The organism is Nostoc sp. (genome assembly GCF_036917975.1).
GTDB lineage: Bacteria > Cyanobacteriota > Cyanobacteriia > Cyanobacteriales > Nostocaceae > Nostoc.
Window position 1 is genome coordinate 232003 of the sequence record NZ_JBALEJ010000099.1, and the last position, 23780, is coordinate 255782.

General features: G+C 44.0%; 21 protein-coding genes and 2 pseudogenes. 12 read left to right on the forward strand and 11 right to left on the reverse strand.

Annotated elements, in window-relative coordinates:
* Nucleotides 1-139: 139 nt before the first annotated feature.
* The 5 genes from V7K76_RS31065 to V7K76_RS31085 form a co-directional block, all read right to left on the reverse strand.
* A complete protein-coding gene (locus tag V7K76_RS31065; protein WP_334778684.1) occupies nt 140-808 on the reverse strand; it encodes a DUF6875 domain-containing protein in 669 nt (222 codons plus the stop codon).
* 1161 nt (nt 809-1969) lie between these two features.
* Nucleotides 1970-2857: a metal ABC transporter permease gene (locus V7K76_RS31070; protein ID WP_334778685.1), complete on the reverse strand. Its 888-nt coding sequence runs from the start codon at nt 2855-2857 to the stop codon at nt 1970-1972.
* 31 nt (nt 2858-2888) lie between these two features.
* The gene (locus V7K76_RS31075) at nt 2889-3788 is read right to left on the reverse strand and encodes a metal ABC transporter permease (protein WP_334778686.1); all 900 of its coding nucleotides are present in this window, start codon (nt 3786-3788) and stop codon (nt 2889-2891) included.
* A 1-nt stretch (nt 3789) separates the two neighbouring features.
* Complete coding sequence (locus tag V7K76_RS31080; protein WP_334953797.1) at nt 3790-4698, reverse strand: metal ABC transporter ATP-binding protein; 909 nt, start codon at nt 4696-4698, stop codon at nt 3790-3792.
* Nucleotides 4699-4746: 48 nt separating this feature from the next.
* Nucleotides 4747-5811: a metal ABC transporter solute-binding protein, Zn/Mn family gene (locus V7K76_RS31085; protein ID WP_335030360.1), complete on the reverse strand. Its 1065-nt coding sequence runs from the start codon at nt 5809-5811 to the stop codon at nt 4747-4749.
* A gap of 306 nt (nt 5812-6117) precedes the next feature.
* Here V7K76_RS31085 and V7K76_RS31090 point away from each other — a divergent pair, with 306 nt between their 5' ends.
* Nucleotides 6118-6315: a hypothetical protein gene (locus V7K76_RS31090; protein ID WP_334778690.1), complete on the forward strand. Its 198-nt coding sequence runs from the start codon at nt 6118-6120 to the stop codon at nt 6313-6315.
* Nucleotides 6316-6794: 479 nt separating this feature from the next.
* On the opposite strand, the pseudogene V7K76_RS31095 reads toward V7K76_RS31090, so the two are convergent.
* Nucleotides 6795-6947 (reverse strand): annotated as a pseudogene (locus V7K76_RS31095) (DUF4385 family protein); the annotation flags it as partial.
* 78 nt (nt 6948-7025) lie between these two features.
* Between V7K76_RS31095 and V7K76_RS31100 the strand changes: the two are divergent.
* On the forward strand, nt 7026-7493 hold the full coding sequence (locus V7K76_RS31100; RefSeq protein WP_334778691.1) for a VOC family protein: 468 nt from the start codon (nt 7026-7028) through the stop codon (nt 7491-7493).
* Between the two features lie 28 nt (nt 7494-7521).
* Nucleotides 7522-7818, forward strand: a complete 297-nt coding sequence (locus V7K76_RS31105; protein WP_334778692.1) for a hypothetical protein — start codon at nt 7522-7524, stop codon at nt 7816-7818.
* 57 nt (nt 7819-7875) lie between these two features.
* Here V7K76_RS31105 and V7K76_RS31110 read toward each other — a convergent pair whose 3' ends face one another.
* On the reverse strand, nt 7876-8556 hold the full coding sequence (locus V7K76_RS31110; RefSeq protein WP_334778693.1) for a Uma2 family endonuclease: 681 nt from the start codon (nt 8554-8556) through the stop codon (nt 7876-7878).
* A 33-nt stretch (nt 8557-8589) separates the two neighbouring features.
* A pseudogene (locus tag V7K76_RS31115) lies at nt 8590-8798 on the reverse strand (SAM-dependent methyltransferase); the annotation flags it as partial.
* A gap of 238 nt (nt 8799-9036) precedes the next feature.
* Between V7K76_RS31115 and V7K76_RS31120 the strand changes: the two are divergent.
* The 3 genes from V7K76_RS31120 (at nt 9037) to V7K76_RS31130 (ending at nt 11368) form a co-directional block, all read left to right on the forward strand.
* Nucleotides 9037-9855 (forward strand): class I SAM-dependent methyltransferase, encoded by an 819-nt coding sequence (locus tag V7K76_RS31120; protein ID WP_334778694.1) that lies wholly within the window; start codon nt 9037-9039, stop codon nt 9853-9855.
* A gap of 77 nt (nt 9856-9932) precedes the next feature.
* Entirely contained in the window at nt 9933-10475 is a 543-nt protein-coding gene (locus V7K76_RS31125; RefSeq protein WP_335030361.1) for a methylated-DNA--[protein]-cysteine S-methyltransferase, read from the forward strand.
* Between the two features lie 230 nt (nt 10476-10705).
* Nucleotides 10706-11368, forward strand: coding sequence for a DNA-3-methyladenine glycosylase family protein (locus V7K76_RS31130; RefSeq protein WP_335030362.1), 663 nt, complete (start codon nt 10706-10708; stop codon nt 11366-11368).
* A 351-nt stretch (nt 11369-11719) separates the two neighbouring features.
* On the opposite strand, the gene V7K76_RS31135 is transcribed toward V7K76_RS31130, so the two are convergent.
* Nucleotides 11720-11971 carry a hypothetical protein gene (locus V7K76_RS31135; protein WP_335030363.1) on the reverse strand — a complete coding sequence of 84 codons (252 nt, stop codon included), beginning with the start codon at nt 11969-11971 and terminating at the stop codon, nt 11720-11722.
* A gap of 280 nt (nt 11972-12251) precedes the next feature.
* Here V7K76_RS31135 and V7K76_RS31140 point away from each other — a divergent pair, with 280 nt between their 5' ends.
* From V7K76_RS31140 to V7K76_RS31160, 5 genes are all read left to right on the forward strand, one after another.
* On the forward strand, nt 12252-12848 hold the full coding sequence (locus V7K76_RS31140; protein ID WP_334778698.1) for a sigma-70 family RNA polymerase sigma factor: 597 nt from the start codon (nt 12252-12254) through the stop codon (nt 12846-12848).
* Complete coding sequence (locus V7K76_RS31145) at nt 12845-13192, forward strand: hypothetical protein (protein ID WP_335030364.1); 348 nt, start codon at nt 12845-12847, stop codon at nt 13190-13192. The genes V7K76_RS31140 and V7K76_RS31145 overlap by 4 nt, the downstream gene beginning before the upstream one ends.
* 12 nt (nt 13193-13204) lie before the next feature.
* Nucleotides 13205-13648, forward strand: coding sequence for a Spy/CpxP family protein refolding chaperone (locus V7K76_RS31150; protein WP_335030365.1), 444 nt, complete (start codon nt 13205-13207; stop codon nt 13646-13648).
* 4 nt (nt 13649-13652) lie between these two features.
* Nucleotides 13653-15188, forward strand: coding sequence for a DUF1800 domain-containing protein (locus V7K76_RS31155; RefSeq protein WP_335030366.1), 1536 nt, complete (start codon nt 13653-13655; stop codon nt 15186-15188).
* 636 nt (nt 15189-15824) lie between these two features.
* Nucleotides 15825-17057, forward strand: a complete 1233-nt coding sequence (locus V7K76_RS31160; RefSeq protein ID WP_334778702.1) for a DUF1501 domain-containing protein — start codon at nt 15825-15827, stop codon at nt 17055-17057.
* Between the two features lie 325 nt (nt 17058-17382).
* Here the strand turns inward: V7K76_RS31160 and V7K76_RS31165 are convergent, their stop codons facing one another.
* Both V7K76_RS31165 and V7K76_RS31170 read right to left on the reverse strand, forming a co-directional pair.
* The gene (locus V7K76_RS31165) at nt 17383-19539 is read right to left on the reverse strand and encodes a polyribonucleotide nucleotidyltransferase (protein ID WP_334778703.1); all 2157 of its coding nucleotides are present in this window, start codon (nt 19537-19539) and stop codon (nt 17383-17385) included.
* 101 nt (nt 19540-19640) lie between these two features.
* Nucleotides 19641-20186, reverse strand: a complete 546-nt coding sequence (locus tag V7K76_RS31170) for a GNAT family N-acetyltransferase (RefSeq protein ID WP_334778704.1) — start codon at nt 20184-20186, stop codon at nt 19641-19643.
* Nucleotides 20187-20406: 220 nt separating this feature from the next.
* Here V7K76_RS31170 and V7K76_RS31175 point away from each other — a divergent pair, with 220 nt between their 5' ends.
* Nucleotides 20407-23697: a DEAD/DEAH box helicase gene (locus V7K76_RS31175; protein ID WP_334953799.1), complete on the forward strand. Its 3291-nt coding sequence runs from the start codon at nt 20407-20409 to the stop codon at nt 23695-23697.
* Nucleotides 23698-23780 lie beyond the last annotated feature (83 nt).

Here is a 23780-nt window from a genome sequence, read left to right on the forward strand (position 1 = left end):
CAGATAATTTTTCTAATCTGAACCATACTATTTTCTAACTACAGTTTTCAATCATCCATTCCTAGACATATTCTAACTTTCCATAAATATTCACATATAAAGATTTATATGTAATTAATATATAAAGCTAGATTGAACTTCATAAGATTTCTTGTCCTATTTGTTGTTTTGCTAACGCTAATGCTTGCTGGGCATTAATTAGCTTGGTTTCATCTTTACGCCCTTGGCTAAAACGACGTAAATAAGCTTCTAAATATTTAATACGCAAATGTGGATCATTTTCACTATCAAGGAAAGGAAGGTCAGACTCAACCATAAAACGGATAACTAACATGGGAATTGGACTACGAAGAGGACGAAAGTTTGGGTTATGTAGACCTGGACTTTCATTCTGTTTATAAAATTCTCCTAGCATCAGTCCTGATTCAACAAAGAATGGCTTAAGTTTTTGTTGAATGCCATCAATTAGTTTGGCAGTATCTTCTATAGGGAGATCAGCAAATACAAGTAAAAATACTTTGTAAAGTGCTAACTCTTTCTGTTGTGCTTCTACTATGTCAAGAAAAACATCTCGGTAATTTAGAACAATCTCTTCAATTTGCTTCTGTCTTAAATTTTTAGCCCGAATCACTGTTAATTTAATACTGTTTGACTTGAGTGCATAGGGGACAAAAGGACAAACAAAACCAGTCCTACCTAAATCAGAATGATGCCTTGCTACAAAACTTTTAACCCATTCCATGATTTCAATTAAGTACGGAAGGTCTTGCTGAAGATGGTCAAGCTCACTTGGTGTATAAAGTTGCATTACATTTCAATAATTAGAGGTTGTTTGTCTGAGTTCTTTAAGAAAGTAGTCTTATTGAAAAAGAAAGTTCGGAGTCAAATCTTACACTTTGTAAAAAAGTGACGTTCCTGTGTAGCTATAGATGCTTACAGCAAATTGCCTACACGTCTATAAAAGAAATCTCTGCTACTAGAAAAATTATCAATTATAGACTGCTAAATCCTCTCCTGTGGAGCTGCTGTGTGGACAATTTAACGAGGCTTTTAAACTAATTTATGCACCCTAAAATGACGAATGACACTAACATTACATTGCTGTTCAAGAAAAATTCAGGAGCAAAACCGGAGATGTTTCCTGTCTTATCCAATCGGCAATCTTTCGGTGATGATTCAGACCTGCCACTGATAGTTGGCGTAAACCCATCTCTACGAAAACGCTCTTGCTAGCAAGATCCTCAAAAGGGTACACGGACTCCCTCTAAGCGAATGCGAACAGCGTCTCTAACATTTGCTATCCTGCAAGCTTTACGCTACGCTATCTATCAGTCATACAGAATTTATTCTTAATTCTGATGACTGACACCTTCTATCCTGTTTCGATAAACTAGCATAAAGTTAATCCTTGCTAAACCAATAAAATCTTTCCTATATAGCCTTTTGTCTAGTTGATGTTTAGTCAAAGGAGAAAAATACTTACGATTTTTAGTAGATATAAATATCTTACAGATAATTATTTAATCGTATATATAATTCTAGTTCTACCTCAATAAAGGATTTTTCCAATTGCTTGGGAAACATCAGATTGGAAACCGATCATTCATTGCACTCTAAATAGGATAGTTTTCTTGATTACACCCTTTTTTTGATTCCTGTATTTCCAATCTCTTATTATTTTTAGCAAACTAATTGTAATTTTTATGTTTAGATACTTATTCCAATTATGAATTTTTGGCATAGATTAAATATCATCTTCACACTTGTAGAGATAAATCAGTATAATCAATGACAATAAATTTTGGAATGCACTAAGGGTCAAAAGAGAGGTTTTGGATATTCCCTTAACAATTTTTAGCTGGATCAAAGGTAATTGCGAAAAAGCAAATAAACCACCCATTTAAAATAGCCAGAAAGCTTACAAAATAAGCATTCTTTCTTTTTACTTTTGCCTTCTTGTACTAGTTTGTCAATGAGTGAACGAAGTCCGCAGCCGTTGCCAGGTAACTACCGAGACATAGGTGAAGAAGGCCAGCGTGCTGATGACAAAGCTGACCGGGTAAGAGGCGTAGAAACCAACGGTTAAACCTACCCAGGTAAAGGTCAGTGCCAGCACAGCAGAGAGAACAAGTGCTACCATTGGGCGAGTCACCAGACGCTGGGCGATCGCAGCGGGTGTGATCAGCAGTGCGGAGTTCAACAAAGACCCTACCGCCGGCACTGCTTCAGCCAAGCTCAGGGCGACCAAGACCAAGAAGACCAAACTCAGTCCATGCACGGGTACACCACGCGCCATTGCCACATCAGGATCGAGGGACGCAAATAGCAGGGGTCGGGCAATGACCAACAATGCCACGATGACTCCCAAGCCGATAATAGCAGCCTGCTGCGCCTGTTGTGCCTGGAGACCAAAAAGCGAACCGAAGAGGTATTTAACCCCGAAAGTCCCATTAGCACCGCTCGATTGTGTCGTATAGATACTTAAGAACAGCGCTCCAAGTCCGAGTACCCAAGCCAGTACATTGCCGACCACCACATCGTTTTCTTGTATCCGCGTACCTAGCACTCCTAGCAAGAGCGCTACCAGCGTCGTTGCTCCAAATAATCCCAGCATTGGATCTAGACCGATCACAGCAGCAGCCAGTGCCCCTGTGAAGGTGACATGCCCCAATGCCTCGGTCGCAAAGACTAGATTACGCAGTACGATAAAGTAGCCAACCAGCCCAGCGACGATGGCCACCATAGTGCCTGCTTGGAAAGCGTAGCGCATGAAATCTAGGCTTAACATCTCGTGAACATCAGAGATCAGGTTAAGCGAGAACGGTGGAATATCTGATAGCAATATCAAATCAGTCATATCTCAATTTTTAATTAATAATTTTTAATTTTTAATTGGAGGGAAGCGACTTGACCCACCTTTGCCTAATGAACATAGTACGCCCAACCCGGAAGAGGCGCACTAAAATATAAGTTCCGAAAGCCAAGCTGGTGATGAAGAACCCGACAGGATAAGGTGTGAAGTATGCCACCGCCAAGCCAGCCCAGGTAAAGAACAGTGCCAGGAAGATGGAGAGTCCAACCGCTATGCCTGGACGTGCTGTAACTTGTTGGGCGATCGCCGCCGGCGTGACCAGTAGCGCAAAGATCAGCAGCACTCCCACAACTTGCACCGACTGCGCCACAGCAAAAGCCAGCAAGACGAGGAAGGCATAGTCGAGGAAGCGCACAGGTACGCCACGGGCATCAGCTACATCCGGGTCGATGGAGGCAAATAGCAGGGGTCGCGCGATCGCCATTAACCCGACTAATGTCACCACCGTCGTCAATACAATGAGTCGCACATCTTGATCGCTAATCCCTAGCACAGCCCCAAACAAAATTGCATAGATATTTTCCGTATAAGAGTGGGATAGTTGCAGGAACAGGATACCTAGTCCCATAGAGAACGTCTGAATCGTGCCGATGGCGATGCCATGCGCCCAGGATGTCTGGGCGCGTCGTCCACCCAAAAGACCAATACCAAGTGCTGCACCAATGCACGAGAAGAGCAAGCCCACAACTGGCGACCCACCGAAGAGCAACGCACCAGATGCACCAGCAAAGCCAACGTGAGCCAGCGTATGCCCAGCGAAACTTTGAGAGCGCAGCACCATGAAGTATCCCACGCTCCCAGCAATCAGTGCAATTAGCATCCCTGCCACAAAGGCATTCTGCATAAAGTGGTAGGCAAAAATCTGTTGGAAATCAGAGACGAGATTCCATGAAAACTGGACATCAGATGTTGCCATGTTAATGACCCCGATGGTCGAGGTGAGGATGATACGTAACCGAATCCGGCTGACCAACGACAATTAATCGCCCATCTTGGGTGTGTAGCACGTCAATGGGTGAGTCATAAAGATGCGAGAGTGTCTCTGAGTTAATCACCGATTCCGGTGTGCCAATTGCTATCTGACCGCGTCCTATGTAAAGGACTCGATCCAAATAAGGCAAGAGCGGATTGACATCATGGGCAACGAGCAGTACTGTTATTTGATATTCCTGGCTGACGCGGCGAATTAATGCCGACACAGCTTGCTGATTGTACAAATCTAGACTGTCGAGGGGTTCATCGAGGAGCAAAATGCGTGGTCGAGTCACGAGTGCCTGTGCGATGAGTAGGCGTTGCTGTTCACCACCGCTGAGAGTACCAATGGGACGATTGGCATAGGCAGTGGCATCGACCATCTCGATGGCTTGCTGCACTCGCCGTCGCTCCTCACGGGCAAGCCGATCGCCACCCCAAAGTCGCCGCAGCCCTGGCAGTGGCACCCCCCACCGTGTCCCCTCCAGACCCAAGCGCACCAGCTCACGCCCCTGCACATGCACATCTGCACCAAATGTTCGTCGCTGGGGAAGATAGCCGACAGCAGGATTCCCACGGCGCACGGGTTTTCCCAAGATGTTGATCCTGCCCTCACTTAACGGTAGCAAGCCCAAGATCGTCTTCAGCAGCGTCGATTTCCCAGCGCCATTGGGTCCAAGAATAGCAATAAACTCACCAGCCTCTACGCTCAACTGGACATCACTCCAAAGTATACGTCCTCCACGTCGGACTCCAGTGTGCTCAAATTGAATCACGTTTTGTGAACCTAAGCCGTTATGAGCTTCAGTAAAGGGCGGCATCACTGGATCAAAACCCATCGAGTTATGGGTCATAAATTGTTTTCCTTTAGAACTGGAGTTTGGTAATACCCAGTATGGCGCTTATTTGCCAGTAGACTTGGCTAAGGCTTGCAGCAAGTCTTTGAGTTGCCCCACTTGCCAGTCCTGGAAGGTCGCCGTCGCTGGGCTGAGTGTCTCGGTAATCGGAACCACGGGAATGTTCGCCGCCTCGGCCTTCTTCTCCAAGGCATTTATATCTGGGGTGGTGTTCTGCTTGTTGTAGACAAAGACTTTGATCTGCTTGTGTGTCACCTGCTTGTCAAACGTTACTTTATCTGATGCTGTCGGCTGCTGACCTTCGGCGATCGCCTTCATGAATTCTGGTGGTGTGGTCAAGTTCAGCCCTAATGCTGGCGATTGGTAAGCAAAAATGCTCTCGGTCGCACCAATTGGCGTTCCCCCATACTTCTGTTTAATTGTGCTGATGATGTCTTTATAGGACTTCAGACCAACGTTCAAATATTGTGTGCGCTGCTGGTCGAAGTAGGATGCGTCGGCTGGATTAATGCTTTTCAGGTCAGAGGTGATCTGATCAATGGCTTGGTATACATAGGTGGGATTATACCACAGATGTGGGTTGTCGCCTTCTTTCTTGCCCACCAGATCGCCGACATTGAGTTCCTTCCGCCCATTCACTGGGTTAGCGGCCAGCAGTTTTGATACCCACGGATCGTACCCAGCACCATTCACGATCACGTAACGGGCATTGGCGACAGTGCGGGCGTCAGTGGGTTTAGCTTCGTAATCGTGAGGGTCAGTGTCAGGATTACTAATGATACTTGTGACTTTAACTCGATCACCACCCACTTGGGACGCGATACTCCCCCAGAAATTCTCCGCAGCAACGACTTGCACCGGTGCTGTACTCGTGCTACTGGAGCTAGCGTTAGCCTCTTGAGCCGGACTGGAACTGCTAACAGGAGTCGTGCTAGCGCTGGACTCTGGATTGGAACTGGTTTGTGTTCCAGAGCTACAGCTAGCAAGAAGTGGAACCAGCATCGAGAAGGACAACAAGCTAGTCGTTATCATTCCTTGCCATTGAGGTAAGCGACCTTCAACTTGAGGCGTACGCGCGGCTAGTTGAAAGATGTATGACACTATAGGCATAAATTGTAGTTCCACCTGTAATTATTCTTTGTTGCCGTCTTGCTCTCGGCAATAATGGTACTCATTCTCAAAATTCATTTGTGGTTTATAGTACTTAATTCCAGTCAAGCTGTCAATCAGTAAACCAAAAAGTTTTTCCCAGAGCACGATGTCTGCGGTTTTTGCTAGCCTACGCCTTTTCTGTAGGAGTACGATGGGTTGTTGGGTGACGCATTTCTACCCACCGCTATCTGAAATTAAGTCTCAAGATAGTGTGTACCTCACCATAAAAAACTTAAGCTTGGCTTATAAGTTTGGGAAATAGTGATGAATAAAGAAACAGTTCCTAATCAAGCTGAAAAGTCGAATCCAGAAGGTGATGCATCACAATTAAGTCCAGAGGTACTGGACAAAATCAAACACCCTCGGAGAATCGACGATGTTATCCGGGAGCAATCACCAGAAGAACGTAAAAGTAACCCAGCTTTAGTACCAGAAATGATTGACGATGCAACTGATAATTAATTGGGTTTGCAAAAGAATAATGCAAAAGTTCATGCAGTAATTTGTTGCTATCCAGATCCCCGACTTCTTCAAGAAGTCGGGGATCTAAATCCAGTTTCATGAAGTGATATTCTGTAGTTTTTCACTCTCCCCCCATAAATGAGAGTTTGCTTTGTAAGCAAGGTGTAGCGTTAAGTTTACACCAATGCGGCCTGCGGTGCCCCGACGGCTGTATTGCCAAATGCGATCGCTTAGGCAACTATGATTATTGTTAGATTGGTGAATAGGGAAATGCGATCGCGTTACTTTTAAATTAATTGGCTACAACACCACGTTCACGGAGTTCAAAGACTCATAGACGAAGTTCAGAACTCCGTTCATATACCTCAGATACTCGCCCTAGCAAATAAACTTTGCGACGATACAGACAAAACCCACCAACCTGGGTTTCAAATTTTTGAGTCCGCGCAGGCGGACGAAAGTTTGTGTAGACGCGATTTCTAATCGCCAGGTATATTTATTTGCAAAGGTGAGATACTGTCATACATCTGCTTATGTTTGGCTAAAAGCTCTTGATATTTCTCATTTGTCTTCGCTTATAACCACTTAGCTTTAAATATTGCTGCTGATTCCGCTTTCACGGGGTCTACTTCATCGCAATCTGCTGTAAAAATAGTAAGCTTTAAGATAAAAGTTCAACTTCTATCTTAGTAAAGAGATTTTGTTCTACTATGCTATCTAGCACCCAATCCCTAAACAGTGTCCTTGCGCCAGGAAATCTGCGTAAAGTGCATCATATTGCCCTCAACGTCCAGGATATGAAGGCTTCCCGCTACTTTTATGGCACTATCCTGGGTTTGCACGAACTCACAGGCGACGAAGTACCTGCAACTCTGGTGGAACTTGTCGCATCTGGGAAAGTAGCCAACTTCATTACCCCAGATGGTACAATTCTGGATTTATTTGGGGAACCCGATTTAACACCACCAAACCCAGACCCAGAAAAGACCTTCACCAGGGCGTATCATCTCGCCTTTGACATCGATCCGCAGTTATTTGAGCAAGCGGTGACAGTAATCAGAGAAAATAAAATAGCGATCGCACACGGCCCAGTCACTCGTCCCACTGGTAGAGGAGTGTATTTTTACGATCCAGATGGCTTTATGATTGAAATTCGTTGCGATCCAGAAGCTAGTTAACTTAGGGGTAATCACACAAGTATCTACTATGACCGCAAACCTCACACAAATATTTCAAGTAATTGAAGACGCGATCGCAAAACCGCCAATTCCACACGAACCATACAAGCAATCATTAAAAGCTTGGGCGATGTATTGTTTGCGAGAGAAAGGTTTTATCGTCGTTTATGCTCAAAATGCCGACTTTGCTATTGAAAGAAAACGTGCAGAAAAGTTATATTTTAAAGTTTCAAATAGCCCCGATGATTTAGATAATTCTCTTAGCTGGATTGTTTGGGATAGTGCAACCAAAAGCGCCAGTCTCATTCCCCAAAAAATAGATTGATGCCAAAATAATCATCAAATGTTTCCCTGACTCCTGAATTCTGACTAACTATCTTCCTTACTCAGATAACTGCTGCACAAATATTTGATGTTCTGGCGAATTTAATCCCAATTGCAACGTAGCCAATACTTGCGGCATATTGCCAGCAAGTAAATCAGACATTGACAACCACAAACCGGGAAATACTTGACTTTTGATAATTCCATCTGCGTCCACTTCTAAGGATACATATTCTCCTTGTTGCAGGCGAAACCAATCTAATTTATTTTCAAATATTTGCCAAACAATATATTCTTTTACTCCATTACGACCATAAACTTTTTTCTTGTCATGTAAGTCAATAGCAACACTGCTAGCTGCTATCTCTATTACGAGTTCTGGCGCACCTTCGATGTAATCATCACCACTCAAACGAGATTGTCCTTGAGATGTTGGTGTGATTAATAGTACTCCATCTGGTTGCGGTTCATTGTCTCGATCTAAGCGGACTGTTGGCTCAATTCCTAATCTCACACCAGGAGTGGCAATTTGGTAAGTCCACAACCAACCAATTACATGACCATGTGGTTCAGCATGACTTTCAAAGCGTAATGGGGATGCCAAGTATACAACTCCTTCAATTAATTCTGCCTTTTGATGACGGGGCATTGCTTGATAGCGTCGCTCAAATTCGTAGCGAGTGAGGCGATCGCCATTTTCTAAAGGAGGAATTCGCTGTTTGAGTGATAGGTTGACCATGATTTTCTGCTCTGGCAAGGAGTCTTACTTTATTATGGCTTGACTTGGCTGTTCCTCTCTCTCGGCTGGGACGTTCTAACCAGCCAGCGCCGGTGTATCCCATCACTTTGGCGATTTCGCGCCCCATGTAATATTTGCCGATACCAATCTGGACTGTGGATTATCCGTTGTTCGTAAACAGTGGTGGATGAAGTCGCGGCTTGTGCTGTTAGGGTTTGATTCAGCAGCCAGCAACTAAATATCACAACAAGAGTTACGATAAAACAGGAGTCAGAATTCAGAATTCAGAATTCAGAATTGGTGAATACTCTACCCATAAAGGGATAGAGTTTTAAGGCGAGAATATTTTAATTTTTTTCGCCCACCATTCCACTCGCTTTTAACCAATATTCATTACCCACTCGTACAGAATTCATACTGAATTCTGACTCCTGAGTTCTGAATTCTTCTTATAAAGTGGAGAAAATTTGACATTTGGTTATGACTGATCTAAATAGTTATAAGCAGCAACTAAGAGAATTTTATGGTAGTAGAACAACTTATGACCATGAAGAAGGTACTCGCCATCCTCTAGAAGCCAAAATTTTACTTGAATTTGTTCCACTACATTCGGGACAGAAAATTCTTGATGTGGCAACTGGAACAGGTTTAGTTGCGATCGCGGCTGCTGAAAAAGTTGGTTCAGAGGGCTACGTGATTGGAATTGATATGACCCCTGGAATGTTGCATCAAGCAAGAAAAAAGATTGCCGCAGCAAGATTACAAAATATTGAGTTGATTGAGGCTGATGCCGAATACTTCAACTTTAATGATAATAGTTTTGATGTTGTCTTTTGCTGTGAGGCGATTGTACTTTTTCCTGATATCCTTGCGATTTTGCAAAAGTGGCATCGCTGCTTGAAAAGCGGAGGGTTTGTAGCATTTACCTGTCCTCCCGAAACTGCTTTTATGGCATCTCTTCAGCAGAGTCTCTGGGCGAAAGTTTTGGGTGTATCACTACCACATATACTGGAACCATTGGGGACTCCAGAAAAATGTCACGGTTTGCTGAATCAGGCAGGTTTTAGAGATATCGAAATTAAGATTGAGCCATCAGGACGTTATCGACCTCTTAAGAATAACGGGTTATCTTGGACAGCAATTAATATTAATTTTAAAGGTAATCCCCTGTTGTCAACATTATCAGAAGAACAATTAAATCAGTTGGAAGTTGAGTACCAAAATGAAATTGAGAAACGAGCAACCGAGCAAGGTCTTTGGGAAGATACTACAAAGTTATTTGTTCGCGCCAGAAAATAGGTTGATGACCAAAACTTTACGACACAGGGTATGGTTCAAGTAGTCAACTCTATGAGAAAGCATCTAAACAACTGGGAATGACACCAAAGACTTACCAACAGGCTGGAAAAACAATTAGTATTGTCTATGCGATCGCACCATGTCCACTAGGATATTTGCTTGTGGCAACAACAGAAAAGGGTATCTGTGCCGTTAAACTAGGTGATGAAGCAGACAAGCTTGAACACATCTTAAATCAGGAATTTCATCAAGCGTACATCATCCGTGATGACCACACACACAAGGAATGGATACAAGCAATCCTCGACTTTATTGCAGGAGGTGAGGTACATCTCGATTTACCACTTGATGTCCGTGGTACAGCATTTCAGAAACAGGTTTGGCAAGCATTACAAAAAATTCCTTACGGTGAAACGCGTACATACACTGATATCGCCTGTGATATTGCCAAACCCCAAGCAGTCCGCGCAGTGGGAAATGCTTGTGGGGCTAATCCGATAGCGTTGATTGTACCGTGTCACCGTGTACTACGGAGTGATGGCAGTCTTGGTGGTTATCATTGGGGAATTGAACGCAAACAAAAACTGCTCACACAAGAATCAACCCCAAAGGGGAATTAAAAATTCAAAATTCAAAATTCAAAATTCAAAATTAAAGACATTACATAAGGGGATTTAGCGAGAAACGCGGTCTTGGGATGCATCCCAAGTGGAGCGATTTTTCAAGACAAACCCTGACTGAAATGGGTGCTACATGTAGATTGCAGGTTCTTAAACCCTTTAACTTACGATTAATAAATCAATTAACTTGCTCTGTATCCTAATTATTTTTAGGTTGAAATTTCTAAAAGATGACATTGGAAGAAACAGCTGTACAAACACCTGAACTAGAATCATTGACTGAAGAAAGTCTGACCCGTGGTCTAATGGTGCTTGCCAATCTTGACAGCGATTTGGCTGGGATTTTAGAGATACTGGGGCCTCCACCAATATGGTCAAGAGAACCGGGTTTTGCAACACTTCTGTGCATAATTCTGGAACAGCAAGTTTCCTTAGCAGCAGCAAAGGCTGTATTTACTCGACTCTGTGGGGTTGTTGTAACTCTGACGCCAGAAAACTTTCTGACATTGGATGATTCTCAATTAAAAGGGATTGGATTTAGTCGGCAAAAGATTCTATACTGTCGTGGGTTAGCGAATGCGATCGCAACTGGTCAGCTTGACTTAACGAAGCTGGCAAGAATGGATGAAACTACTATCAGAACTGAGTTAAAGCGCCTCAAAGGCATAGGAGACTGGACAGTTGATATTTATTTACTGATGGCGCTGCAACGTCCTGATGTCTTTCCCAAAGGTGATTTAGCGATCGCGATCGCTTTACAGCGACTCAAAAAATTGGCGATGCGTCCAACACCAGCACAACTAGAAGCAATGACACAGCACTGGCGACCGTGGCGAGCAGTTGCGGCAAGACTTCTATGGCACTACTATCTGAGTAATACCAATTCTGCGTGAACTTGCACTTACAGCAGATTGCAGGTAGATGAGGTACAAATTTTAAGCACAAAACCATATACCAAGAGAGTTTCAACCCTGTTTCCTGCTGTAATGATTGCTCCTGAGCTATCTTATCGTAGACAAAGATAGCGGTGGCGAGGAAGGAGCGTCTCGCCTATTCAATCTGAATCCGCTAAACCCACTTGACAGTAAGCATTTATGTTTTGCGGCTCAGTCTATTTATTAGGGACTTGCAAATAAAAAAATATCCAATTAACTCTTGTGGGGTGGGTATCCTGCCCGCCCAGTCGATATGGCGGGCGAGACGCCCACCCCACAATATTGGATAATTTATTTCTTGGAATTCCCTTAGCGATAGTCATGCTCATGTCTTAAGCGCCATTCACGTTTTTCATATTGTCTATGTTCCCATTTACGGCGCTCACGTTGTTCATGCTCTCTACGTAACAAAGCCAGCCTCGCTTGTTCTCGTTCGCGCCACTCATGTCGGTGATTGTTTCCTAGAATGACTTCTACTTGAGCAGATGCACGGTCTGCTAAAACACTCGAAGTTAACAAAACACCTAACAAACAAGATGAGAGAATTCTTTTCATGTTCATAAAGACATACCTTTGATTGAACCAGAAATCTATAGCTATTAGACTTCTTCCTTTCACAAAAGGTTCAATTAGGGCAGACCAATTCTTAATTAGACATCTCCAGAAATTAAAGATGCGTTACCCAGAACCCTTGTAGAGACGTAGCACTGCTACGTCAAAACAATTCTTTTTCGGATATGTCTATTGCTCATTGTGTGGCGTGGATCTGATTTGAACCTTTTTCCCATTCATCCAGTCTAATAAATACAAGCAACGAAACGGATAGAGGAGAACGCCTCAGGTGTTAGTTGTACCAGCCAAGGTTTCAAAAGCAAATCAATTGATTGGTGAATTAGAAAGCGAATCTGACAGTTATCTAGTACAGCAATGCCTACGAGGTGATACTCAAAGCTATGGTCAGCTTTACCGTCGCCATCAGCAAAGAGTCAGGTCAATCCTCTATAAACTCTGTACTCCTGCCAGCCTCGACGATGTAGTGCAGGAAGTGTTTCTGCAAGCCTGGAAAGGATTGCCCAAGTTTCGCCAAACAGCAAAATTCTCTACCTGGCTGTACCGAATCGCTTGGAACGTCGCTTATGACCAGCGACAGGCAGATGTTCAGAGGCGAACTCAATTACAGATTCTCAGTGAAAAAGCTCCGACCCAACAGGAAGCCCCAGAGTTAATGAATCTGCATTATCAAGACCTTGTGCAACGAGGACTGGCAAACCTAAGTTTTGACCATCGCACGATATTGGTTTTGCATGATTTGGAAGAAGTACCTCAAAAAGAGGTAGCGCAAATTCTGGACATTCCCCTGGGAACAGTCAAGTCACGCCTATTCCATGCTCGTGCTGCCATGCGTCAATTTCTTCAAAACCAAGGGGTGCAGCTATGACTCAGATCCCGAATGATGATCGTGACCTAATTAATTTTCTATACCAACATTGCCCAGATGTTCCGCCAGCCTCGCCTGATTTAGAACAACAAATTTTACAACAGGTGAAAGCTTGGCCTCAAGCACCCTTACGTCACTATTCAAGACCGAGGTTCGTTCTGCCTGCTCTCGCTGCTGGATTAGTCGCTGCTATAGTTGGCTACCGTGCCTTCATCCCGGCTCAACCGAGTCCGGCTGAACTTGCCACATTGGAAGGTTTTATTGAAAGCAATTGGCAAGGTACAGTGAGTAACGAACATCTAGAAAGTGATGTATGGCATTTTACAGACTTAGATAGTGAATAGGAGATCGCTTTGATGTTAATCCGTCGTGTTTCCATTTTGGCGGCGGCGATGATTGCCTTTGGTAGCACTATTGCTCTGGCCAAGCCAACTTTAATTTCACAGCAAGTCATTGCCCAAAACCCCCGTGCTAAATCAGGTGGATGGCTCAAGGATTTGAATTTGACATCCCAGCAATTGCAACAGATTAAGCAAATTCGTAATCAATCTAAACAGCAGATAGCCCAAAAATCACAGGAAATCCGTCAAGGGCAACAGGAATTACATGATCTGATCGCAGGGACAGCTACTAAAGAGCGAGTGCGTAGTAAATATAACCAAATTAACCTTCTAAAGCAACAGCTTAGTGATACCCAGTTTGAAAATACCCTTGCGATTCGGGAAATCTTGAACCCAGAGCAACGGCAGAAATTTGCCGATCGCATGTATAATAAAAGTCCTCATGCACAGCACAATTAACTCTATGACTGTAAAGCCTAAGTATTGGGTATTGTTGCTGTTGATATTACTGGGGCCAATTGCTCCTAGTAATGCAGCTTCCACACCTGTTGACCCGAAAGTATTACATCTAATTAATCGTCTCAGCTTTGGCCCTCGTCCGGGAGATGTGCAAAGAGTAGAATCTATGGGTGTAGAGCGATACATTCAGGAGCAGCTCTCACCCGACTCGATTCCCGAAGCAGAAAGTCTCACCAGCAAACTAAATCAGCTAGATACTCTCCACTTGAATCCAGTGGGACTCTTAGAATATTACACAACTACTCTCCCAGGAAAAAAACCCACCGAGTCTGAAAGAAAAGCTGCCAACAAGCGGGGTCAAGAGGTGTTAGATCAGGCAGTTCAAGCGCGATTATTAGAGGCAACTAGCAGTAAGAGACAACTCCAGGAAGTGATGGTGGAATTTTGGTATAACCATTTTAATGTGGATGCTAATAAAGGACGCGATCGCCTCTGGGTGGGAGCTTATGAACAACAGGCGATTCGACCTTACACTTTGGGTCGCTTTCGTGACCTGTTAGGGGCAACAGCTCATCATCCAGCCATGCAGTATTATTTGGACAACTTCCAAAATCGAGCTAACAGCCGCCCCGATGCCCAAGGTAATATCCGAGGTTTGAATGAGAACTATGCTCGCGAACTGATGGAGCTACATACTCTCGGCGTGGATGGAGGTTATACTCAGCAAGATGTGATTGCTCTGGCAAAGATTTTAAGTGGTTGGGGTTTCAGTCGCCCCGGTCAGCAAACAGATAATATTTTAGGATTTTACTTCAACCCAAAGCTTCATGATTTTAGCGAAAAAGTTTTCCTGGGACACACAATTAAAAGCGGTGGTGAAGCCCAAGGGGAGGAAGCTTTAGATATTTTGGCTCAAAGTCCGGTGACTGCACGTCATATCAGCTATCAGATAGCTCAATATTTTGTCAGCGATCTTCCCCCGACTGATCTGGTAAACAATCTCACACACCGCTATCTTGCCACTGATGGTAATATTCGTGAGGTTCTCAACACCCTATTCCACAGCGAGGAATTCTGGGATGCCAAAAACTTTAATGCCAAGTTTAAAACACCCTATCAATATGCGATCTCTGCGGTGCGAGCCACAGGTGTGGAAGTGGAGAACACACAACCAATCTCCCATCTGCTGCAACAATTAGCAATGCCTCTATACAGTTGTCAAACTCCAGATGGTTACAAAAACACAGCAGATGTGTGGTTAAACCCTGATGCAATGAACCGCCGCCTCAGTTTTGCTGCGGCGATCGCTAATGGCAATTTACCCTTATCAACCATTCCCGCAAATATAGAACAGAGGGGGCAAATCGGCACAGGGCAAAGACCTTTACAAAAGTCTCCCAGTATTCCTGTAGATGCTTCGCAACTAACCAATACATTGGGCAATTCTTTGTCAAAGAAAACGCAGAATGCGATCGCCTCTAGTTCCCCTCAAATTCATAGTGCTTTAATTTTGGGCAGTCCAGAATTTATGCTTCGTTAGTTACGCACTTGGGAAATTATAAAACTCAAATCATTAAGTGGTCTGGTTAACACGGCTTTAAAGGAATGGCACTAAGTTAAGACACAGCCCTTGCTCTAACTGGTTCCCAGCCTGGAGGCTGGGAAACCATTCTGGGAGGCTCCGCCTCCTCTTTCTTGACCAGAGGCAGAGCCTCTGGAAATACATTCACAAGCCTCCAGGCTGGGAACGAGGCTACACAAGCTTTCGAGCTTTTCTTAGTGCCATTCGGCTTTAAAGCTTATGCCTAAAAGTAGCAATGTCTTTAGAACTAGGTTGTTGACATAGCAGTTCTAGCTGAGACATAGAAGCAAATTTGAAACAGTCTTGAAGAAGAATTCAGAAGTCAGAATTCAGGAGCGGAGCCGGAGATGCTCCGCCTCCGGTCAGAATCAAGACGCTCGTTCCTCGCTAACGCTGCGCTATGATTGTTCGCCTTTGGCGTCTCCCTTTGGGAGAAGACCACCAAATCTACGATTTGGTGGGGGTGCAAAAACGTCGGTTATTCAGACGCTCGAAGACTCGCTAACGCTGCGCTATCCACCAGTCGTACAAAATTCATTCTGAATTCTGACTCCTGACTACTGAACTCTGTTCGATAACTTAGTAATTTTAATTATGAAAAGACGTAACTTCCTAATCCAAGGTGGAATTTTTTCAGCTTCCGCAATCACAGCCCTAAGCAGCAATGCTTGGATAGCTAGATCCGCTACCCCAAACAGCGACCAGAAGCGCTTAATTGTAATATTCCTCCGGGGAGCAGTAGACGGTTTAAACATCGTGGTTCCTTACTCAGAGACAGCCTACTATCAAGCCCGACCGCAAATTGCTATTCCCCAACCAGGGAAGGAAGGGGGAGTAATAGATTTAGATGGACGCTTTGGCTTACATCCAGCATTAGATTCTTTGATGCCCTTTTGGCAACAGAAGAGTTTGGCCTTTGTTCATGCCTGTGGTTCTCCCGATCCAACTCGTTCTCACTTTGATGCTCAAGAATACATGGAAAGCGCTACTCCTGGTGATAAACATACTCAGGATGGTTGGATGAATCGTTTACTAGGGGTGATTTCTGAAAAAACACCCATCCAAGCGCTAAGTGTTGGAGAAACAACACCCTGGATTTTATCTGGACGGATGGCTGTAGCTAACATAGCATCAGGAAGCAATGCTAACAAACCTCTGCCAATAGATCGTCCTCAATTAGCAGCAGCATTTGACCAACTTTATGACGGTAATGATGCCTTAAGTCAGACCTATCACCAAGGACGGATGGCGCGTCAGGCGATCATGAATGACCTAGATAGTGAAATGAAAATGGCGAATAATGGCGCGCCTTTACCTGATGGCTTCGCCAGCGATGCCCAACGATTGGCACAACTAATGCTCAAAGACTCCAGAATTGAGTTAGGGTTTATGGCTTTGGGAGGTTGGGATACCCATGTCAATCAAGGTAGCACTCAAGGACAGTTAGCTGGCAACCTCAAAAAATTGGGTTCGGGTTTGGCTGCTTTGGTCGGAGGTTTAGGGAGCGTTTACCAGAATACGACAATTGTTGTGATGTCGGAGTTTGGTCGTACAGTCAAGCAAAATGATGATGGTGGTACCGACCACGGTCACGGGAATGTTATGTGGGTTTTGGGTGGTAATATTCGCGGTGGTAAAGTTTACGGTGAATGGCCTGGTCTATCTACAACCCAACTTTACCAAGGTAGAGACTTGGCTATTACTACTGATTTTCGGAATGTGATCTCTGCTGTGTTGTCAGATCATCTGCATATCAACGAAGCAAAATTGAATCACGTCTTGCCAAATTACGTTTCTACTGAGAAAGTAGCGTTAATTATCAAGTAAATTTATTTATGTTGCAATGATTCGTTTAATGCTCAAGCAACTTTGTCAGAGATTCTCTGATAAAAAGATTATAAGCTGTTGGACAAATAACCTTGCATATTACCTGGAATTAAAACTCTTGTGGGGTGGGCATCTTGCCCGCCCTAGTTATGCAAATTAAAAGTACATTAGCTTATTAATAGCCGTTGAGAAAATTTACTAATTCGATCCTGATTACTGTCTCTTAATAAATTTTGTGCAATTAATTTAGAGAAGCATACGGCGATGCCTTCACAGTAGGCATCGCGGATTTTAGATTTAATCTAATCTAAAATCCCAAATCGAGTTACCGATTCACCGCCGCAGCTTCTCTTGCTGCTGCTGCTTGATCTGGGTGGATACCCAAGCGGGTAAGATTAATCCGACCTTTGTTATCAATTTCGCGCACTTTGATAATCACTTCATCGCCCACCGCTACTTCATCTTCAACTTTGCCAACGCGGTAGTCGGCTAGTTGAGAAATGTGGATCATGCCTTCTTTTCCAGGCAAAAATTCCACAAATGCACCTATCGGTATAATCCGAGTAATACGTCCTGCGTAGACATCCCCTTCGTGCAACTTGCGGGTCATGCCTTGGATGATATTTTTGGCTCTCTTGGCCTTATTCTCATCCACAGCCGAAATTGTCACGGTGCCATCATCTTCGATGTCAATTTTTGCACCAGTTTCCTCTGTGATCCCCTTAATAGTCTTGCCTCCAGGCCCAATTACCAAACCAATCATGTCTGAATCAATCTTGATTGTTAACAGACGTGGGGCATAAGGTGAGGTTTCAGTCCGTGGTGTGTCAATGCAGGCAAGCATTTTCTCTAGAATGTGCAACCGGGCTGCTTTGGCTTGGTGGACGGCTTGGGCTATCACCTCCAAAGACAAACCGGAGATTTTCATATCCATTTGCAAGGCAGTAATCCCGGTATCCGTCCCGGCAACTTTGAAGTCCATGTCACCCAAAAAGTCTTCAATGCCCTGAATATCGGTCAGAACTCGCACTTCGTCCCCTTCCTTAATCAGACCCATTGCCGCACCACTGACGGGTTTGAGAATTGGTACACCAGCATCCATCAGGGCGAGGGTAGAACCACAGACTGAACCCATTGAGGTGGAACCGTTGGAAGAAAGTACTTCCGATACGATGCGAATCACGTAGGGAAATTGTTCTTTGGACGGTAACACAGGGATTAGCGCTCGTTCTGCCAATGCCCCGTGACCAATTTCACGCCTTCCTGGGGCACGCATTGGCTTGGTTTCACCGACTGAGAAGGGCGGGAAGTTGTAATGATGCAGATAACGCTTGTGCTGATCTAGCTGCATGTCATCGTTGAGGTTTTGAGCATCCCCAGGTGTACCCAGAGTACAAGTGGATAATACCTGAGTTAGTTCGCGGTTAAATAAACCACTACCGTGGACTCGCTTTGGTAAGACATCAACTAAACAAGAAACCGGACGCACTTGATCGAGTTTACGACCATCAACGCGGACGTTATCTTCGATGATTTGCCGCCGCATGAAGTGTTTGGTAATATCTTTAAAAGTGTTACCAAGTGCCTTCTTATTTGCAGTTGCGGCAACTCGAATTGGGTCTTCTTCTGACAGTTCAGTAATCGTCGCGGCAATTTCATCCTTGACGACATCTAAAGCTGCATCGCGTTCCGGTTTGGTCAAACTAAATTGAGACAGGATTTTCTTAATCTGACCGTTGGCGCGATCGCGGATATAATTTTCTAGGGTTTGGTCTACTGCTGGTGGTGCTTCTTGCACTATTACTAGACCCAATTCGGCAATTAAATCTTGCTGCGCTTTGATTAAATCCCGCACCGCTTCATAACCAAAGTCAATTGCCTCAAGAATATCTCGCTCTGGCAACTGATTGGCTCCCGCTTCCACCATGATCACGCCGTATGGTGAACCTGCTACGATCAGATCCAAATCTCCAGCTTCGGTTTCTGCATAAGTAGGGTTAATAATGAAATCATCTCCCACTAAACCAACCCGCACTGCTGCCATTGGCCCATTAAAAGGAATCTGGGCAATCAGGGTAGCGATGGAAGCGCCCGTAACTGCTAACACATCGGGTGGAACTAACTCGTCCATCGACAGCGTTAAGGCAATAATTTGCAAGTCATCCCGCAACCATGAGGGGAACAAAGGACGCATGGGACGGTCTATAAGACGGCTGGTGAGAATTGTTTTTTCTGGTGGACGACCTTCCCGCCGCATGATCCCGCCGGGAATCCTACCAGCGGCATATAGCCTTTCTTCATAATCTACAGTCAGGGGAAGAAAATCTATGCCTTCTCTGGCTTGCGATCGCGTAGCCGTCACTAAAACGGATGTGTCCCCTGATTCTATCAAAACCGACCCACCTGCCTGGGGAGCTAATAGGCCTACTTTCAGTCGAATATCCCTTCCATCGAAGGATATTGACTTATCAACTTCTGCCATTCAGTTTTTTTTCCTTCTCTTTCGCTATTCTCTTTCTGTGGCAATCCTAACATTTATGCCCTATGGCTGACTTCTAGTACATACAAAGATAGACAAGTCGTTTAACGCAAAGTGTGATACAGGATTAGCGCCTCTACCACTTGCCCATTCTCTAGCTTCGCCGCACCCGGAATTCGCCCAATGATCTTAAATCCTAACGACTGCCAAAGTGTAATTGAAGGTATATTAGTCTCAAAGACCAAATTAAACATTACTGCTTCGTAGCCCAGGTTTGCTGCGATCGAAAGCATAGCCTCTCCCATGAACCGCCCTAAACCCTGACCGCGTAACTCAGGTTGTACAATAAAACCAGCGTTGCAAATATGGCTACACCGACCGGGAAAGTTTGGCTTTAAATAAAACGCCCCTAATATTTCTTTTGATTTGTGTGTAGGATCTACAACAGATGTCCTGACAACAAAGGCATCCTTACTTAACCAGTAAGCTGAAAATTCTGTAGGAGATAGAGGTTGCTTTTGGGGATAGGTTTTACCTTCAGAAATTACAACATTGAGCAAGGCTCTGACAACCTCCTGTTCTTGAGGATGCATATAATCCAGTTCAACTGATATGCCATTTTTTAAGACTTTAATTAGGGGGAAATTCATTATTAACAATGTTTATGTGGAATAATTACTTAAATATTATTTATTGTATGCAAATCTGGGTCAATCAATAGACATCTCCGACAATGACGTAGGGACAATTCATGAATTGTCCCTACCAAGGATTTCGGGCAACGCATAACTAATTTCTGGAGAAGATGCAAAAAGTAAAATGGTTGCAATTTTAATTCTTGAGTTTTGGGAAAATCTGAGTACTTAGCAAATGGCGATTTTACACTGTAATTGGTTACTAAAAAATCAAAATGGTAGTTTATTTATTTGGGGAGAAACGTGGCGATCGCCACGAGTGAATTTCGAGTCTAATGGATCTGGAGACATAGCACTACATCCATTGGCAATGACATCGGTTGAGTTGAGTGAGTGGCTGCATTCCCAGAATATGGCAATTACCAACTTCATCCAGAAACCCCAAGTTGCATTCGCAACTACTGGGCGAACGCGCAAAGCCGCCAGTGCGCCTGAGATCAGTTTACCAACGCACTCTCAAATCATTGCTTTACCAACTTATATCCCAGAAGGTAGCGATAAAGGAACAACAGCGATTTTCCCTGTACATTCTGCCAGCTTGGGGGAAAATCCAGACTCCCCGCAATATTTACAACCGTGGCGAGTTGAGGGTTTTTGTCTCAACCCCAGCGAAGCAGTAAAATTTCTCGCTGCTGTTCCCTTAAATGCTGCTAAAGGGGAAGATGCCTTTTTAGGTGGAGATTTACGCTTTTGGTCGCAAGTTGCCCGTTGGAGTTTAGATTTAATCTCACGGTGTAAGTTTTTACCAACAATTGACCGACAATCAAATGGTGTATTTGCTGCCAAATGGCAAGTACTCGTAGATAGTGCAATAGATGGAACCCGCCTAGAAAAATTTTCTGCAACCATGCCGTTAGTTTGTCGCACTTATCAAGAGGGACTAGGGACTGGGGACTGGGGACTGGGGACTGAAGAAGAGTTTTCCCAATCCCCAATCCCTAATCCCCAGTCCCTATCTTATGTAAACTTCCCCATCGAACCTCAAGAATTACTTTTGGGATTTCTTAACAGTACAATAGATGCCCAAGTGCGAGAAATGGCGGGTTCCCAACCTACATCTTTACCAGGTGGGGTGCGACAGTGGTTACAAGCTTTAACTAGTGCATCTCATACAGTTAACGCAGATGCTATTGAAGTGGAACGATTAGAAGCGGCATTGAAGGCTTGGACTATGCCGTTACAATCCCAATTAACTCTTAAAACTCTATTTCGTACCTGTTTTCAACTGCGTTCTCCTGAATCTGGCGAAACCGATTGGACATTGGCATATTTTCTGCAAGCAGCTGACGATCCTGAGTTTTTAGTGGATGCAGCAACTATTTGGAACAATCCAGTTGAACGATTGGTTTATCAAAATCGCACAATTGACCAACCACAAGAAACATTTTTACGAGGTTTGGGGGTAGCTTCTCGGTTGTATCCAGCGATGTCTGGCGACAAGGCACAAAGCGCCTACGCACCCAGTTTAGAAACCGAATATCCCCAATCTTCTCGTATCACCCCCATTCAAGCTTATGAGTTTATCAAAGCTGTAGCTTGGAGGTTGGAAGACAGTGGTTTGGGAGTTATTTTGCCTCCCAGTTTAGCGAACCGTGAAGGATGGGCGAACCGTTTGGGTTTAAAAATTACTGCCGAAACCCCAAAAGGAAAGCAAGGACGTTTAGGGTTACAGAGTCTACTAAATTTCCAATGGCAATTAGCAATTGGTGGACAAACTATTTCCAAAGCTGAGTTTGATAAACTTGTGGCTTTAAATAGTCCGCTAGTGGAAATTAATGGCGAGTGGGTAGAATTGCGTCCCCAAGATATCAAGACAGCCCAAACATTTTTTACCACCCGCAAAGACCAAATGGCGCTTTCCCTGGAAGATGCTTTGCGTCTGAGTACAGGAGATACTCAGGCAATTGAAAAATTACCAGTGGTAAGCTTTGATGCATCTGGCGCATTGCAAGAGTTGATTGGGGCGTTAAATAATAATCAAGCGATCGCACCTTTGCCCACACCAGCAGGCTTTAAAGGGCAATTGCGACCTTATCAAGAACGAGGCGCTGCTTGGCTATCTTTCCTGGAACGTTGGGGCTTAGGTGCGTGTCTCGCCGACGATATGGGACTCGGAAAAACCGTGCAGTTCATTGCTTTCTTGCTACATCTAAAAGAACAGGATGCACTCGAAAATCCAACACTGCTAGTTTGTCCAACTTCGGTTTTAGGCAACTGGGAAAGGGAAGTCAATAAATTTGCACCAAGCCTGAAAATTTTGCAATATCACGGTGACAAACGCCCAAAAGGTAAAGCGTTTTTAGAAGCCGTGAAGAAACACGATTTAATCGTTACCAGCTATTCACTTCTTCATCGAGATATCAAATCATTGCAAAGTGTCTCTTGGCAGATAATTGTTTTAGACGAAGCCCAGAACGTGAAAAATCCAGAGGCGAAGCAGTCAAAAGCAGTACGACAACTAGAAGCTACATTTCGCATTGCATTGACGGGGACACCCGTAGAAAATAGACTGCAAGAATTATGGTCTATTTTAGATTTTCTCAATCCAGGGTATTTAGGCAATAAGCAATTTTTCCAGAGGCGGTTTGCCATGCCAATTGAAAAGTATGGTGATACGGCTTCTTTGACTCAGTTACGTTCATTAGTTCAGCCATTTATACTGCGGCGATTGAAAAGCGATCGCGACATTATTCAAGACTTGCCAGATAAGCAAGAAATGACCGTATTTTGCGGTTTAACTGGTGAACAGGCTGCACTTTATCAACAAATTGTCGAACAATCTTTAGTAGAGATAGAATCTGCTGAAGGATTGCAACGTCGAGGGATGATTTTGGCTTTACTAATCAAACTTAAGCAAATCTGCAATCACCCAGCCCAATATTTGAAACAAGCGACATTAGAACCACATAATTCAGCCAAACTTCTGCGTCTAGAAGAGATGTTAGAAGAAGTTTTAGCAGAAGGCGATCGCGCTTTAATTTTCACACAATTTGCTGAGTGGGGTAAATTACTTAAACCCTATTTAGAAAAACAGCTAGGGCGAGAAATATTCTTTTTATATGGTAGCACCAGTAAAAAACAACGTGAGGAAATGATCGACCGTTTCCAACACGATCCGCAAGGGCCACCAATTATGATTCTTTCTCTGAAAGCGGGTGGTGTAGGATTGAATTTAACACGCGCCAATCATGTATTCCACTTTGATAGATGGTGGAATCCAGCCGTAGAAAATCAAGCCACAGACCGAGTATTTCGGATTGGTCAAACTCGGAATGTGCAAGTACATAAATTTGTTTGTACTGGTACTTTAGAAGAAAAAATTCATGACATGATTGAAAGTAAGAAACAACTAGCTGAACAAGTTGTAGGTGCTGGTGAAGAGTGGTTAACTGAAATGGATACAGACCAACTCCGCAACTTACTACTACTCGATCGCAGTGCAGTAATTGACGATGATACAGAATAAATTTTTAGTGATGACTTGAGTCCTTGAATTCAGGGTTAGAGTCACCCACTATAAAGTGAACTCATTCTTAATTTTTCTTCCTT

What these genes read in the sequence shown, in the direction of transcription:
- V7K76_RS31065 (WP_334778684.1), bottom strand. Translation starts at nt 808, where the DNA reads ATGCAACTTTATACACCAAGTGAGCTTGACCATCTTCAGCAAGACCTT.
- V7K76_RS31070 (WP_334778685.1), bottom strand. Translation starts at nt 2,857, where the DNA reads ATGACTGATTTGATATTGCTATCAGATATTCCACCGTTCTCGCTTAAC.
- V7K76_RS31075 (WP_334778686.1), bottom strand. Translation starts at nt 3,788, where the DNA reads ATGGCAACATCTGATGTCCAGTTTTCATGGAATCTCGTCTCTGATTTC.
- V7K76_RS31080 (WP_334953797.1), bottom strand. Translation starts at nt 4,698, where the DNA reads ATGACCCATAACTCGATGGGTTTTGATCCAGTGATGCCGCCCTTTACT.
- V7K76_RS31085 (WP_335030360.1), bottom strand. Translation starts at nt 5,811, where the DNA reads ATGCCTATAGTGTCATACATCTTTCAACTAGCCGCGCGTACGCCTCAA.
- V7K76_RS31090 (WP_334778690.1), top strand. Translation starts at nt 6,118, where the DNA reads ATGAATAAAGAAACAGTTCCTAATCAAGCTGAAAAGTCGAATCCAGAA.
- V7K76_RS31100 (WP_334778691.1), top strand. Translation starts at nt 7,026, where the DNA reads ATGCTATCTAGCACCCAATCCCTAAACAGTGTCCTTGCGCCAGGAAAT.
- V7K76_RS31105 (WP_334778692.1), top strand. Translation starts at nt 7,522, where the DNA reads ATGACCGCAAACCTCACACAAATATTTCAAGTAATTGAAGACGCGATC.
- V7K76_RS31110 (WP_334778693.1), bottom strand. Translation starts at nt 8,556, where the DNA reads ATGGTCAACCTATCACTCAAACAGCGAATTCCTCCTTTAGAAAATGGC.
- V7K76_RS31120 (WP_334778694.1), top strand. Translation starts at nt 9,037, where the DNA reads ATGACTGATCTAAATAGTTATAAGCAGCAACTAAGAGAATTTTATGGT.
- V7K76_RS31125 (WP_335030361.1), top strand. Translation starts at nt 9,933, where the DNA reads ATGACACCAAAGACTTACCAACAGGCTGGAAAAACAATTAGTATTGTC.
- V7K76_RS31130 (WP_335030362.1), top strand. Translation starts at nt 10,706, where the DNA reads ATGACATTGGAAGAAACAGCTGTACAAACACCTGAACTAGAATCATTG.
- V7K76_RS31135 (WP_335030363.1), bottom strand. Translation starts at nt 11,971, where the DNA reads ATGAACATGAAAAGAATTCTCTCATCTTGTTTGTTAGGTGTTTTGTTA.
- V7K76_RS31145 (WP_335030364.1), top strand. Translation starts at nt 12,845, where the DNA reads ATGACTCAGATCCCGAATGATGATCGTGACCTAATTAATTTTCTATAC.
- V7K76_RS31150 (WP_335030365.1), top strand. Translation starts at nt 13,205, where the DNA reads ATGTTAATCCGTCGTGTTTCCATTTTGGCGGCGGCGATGATTGCCTTT.
- V7K76_RS31155 (WP_335030366.1), top strand. Translation starts at nt 13,653, where the DNA reads ATGACTGTAAAGCCTAAGTATTGGGTATTGTTGCTGTTGATATTACTG.
- V7K76_RS31160 (WP_334778702.1), top strand. Translation starts at nt 15,825, where the DNA reads ATGAAAAGACGTAACTTCCTAATCCAAGGTGGAATTTTTTCAGCTTCC.
- V7K76_RS31165 (WP_334778703.1), bottom strand. Translation starts at nt 19,539, where the DNA reads ATGGCAGAAGTTGATAAGTCAATATCCTTCGATGGAAGGGATATTCGA.
- V7K76_RS31170 (WP_334778704.1), bottom strand. Translation starts at nt 20,186, where the DNA reads ATGAATTTCCCCCTAATTAAAGTCTTAAAAAATGGCATATCAGTTGAA.
- V7K76_RS31175 (WP_334953799.1), top strand. Translation starts at nt 20,407, where the DNA reads ATGGCGATTTTACACTGTAATTGGTTACTAAAAAATCAAAATGGTAGT.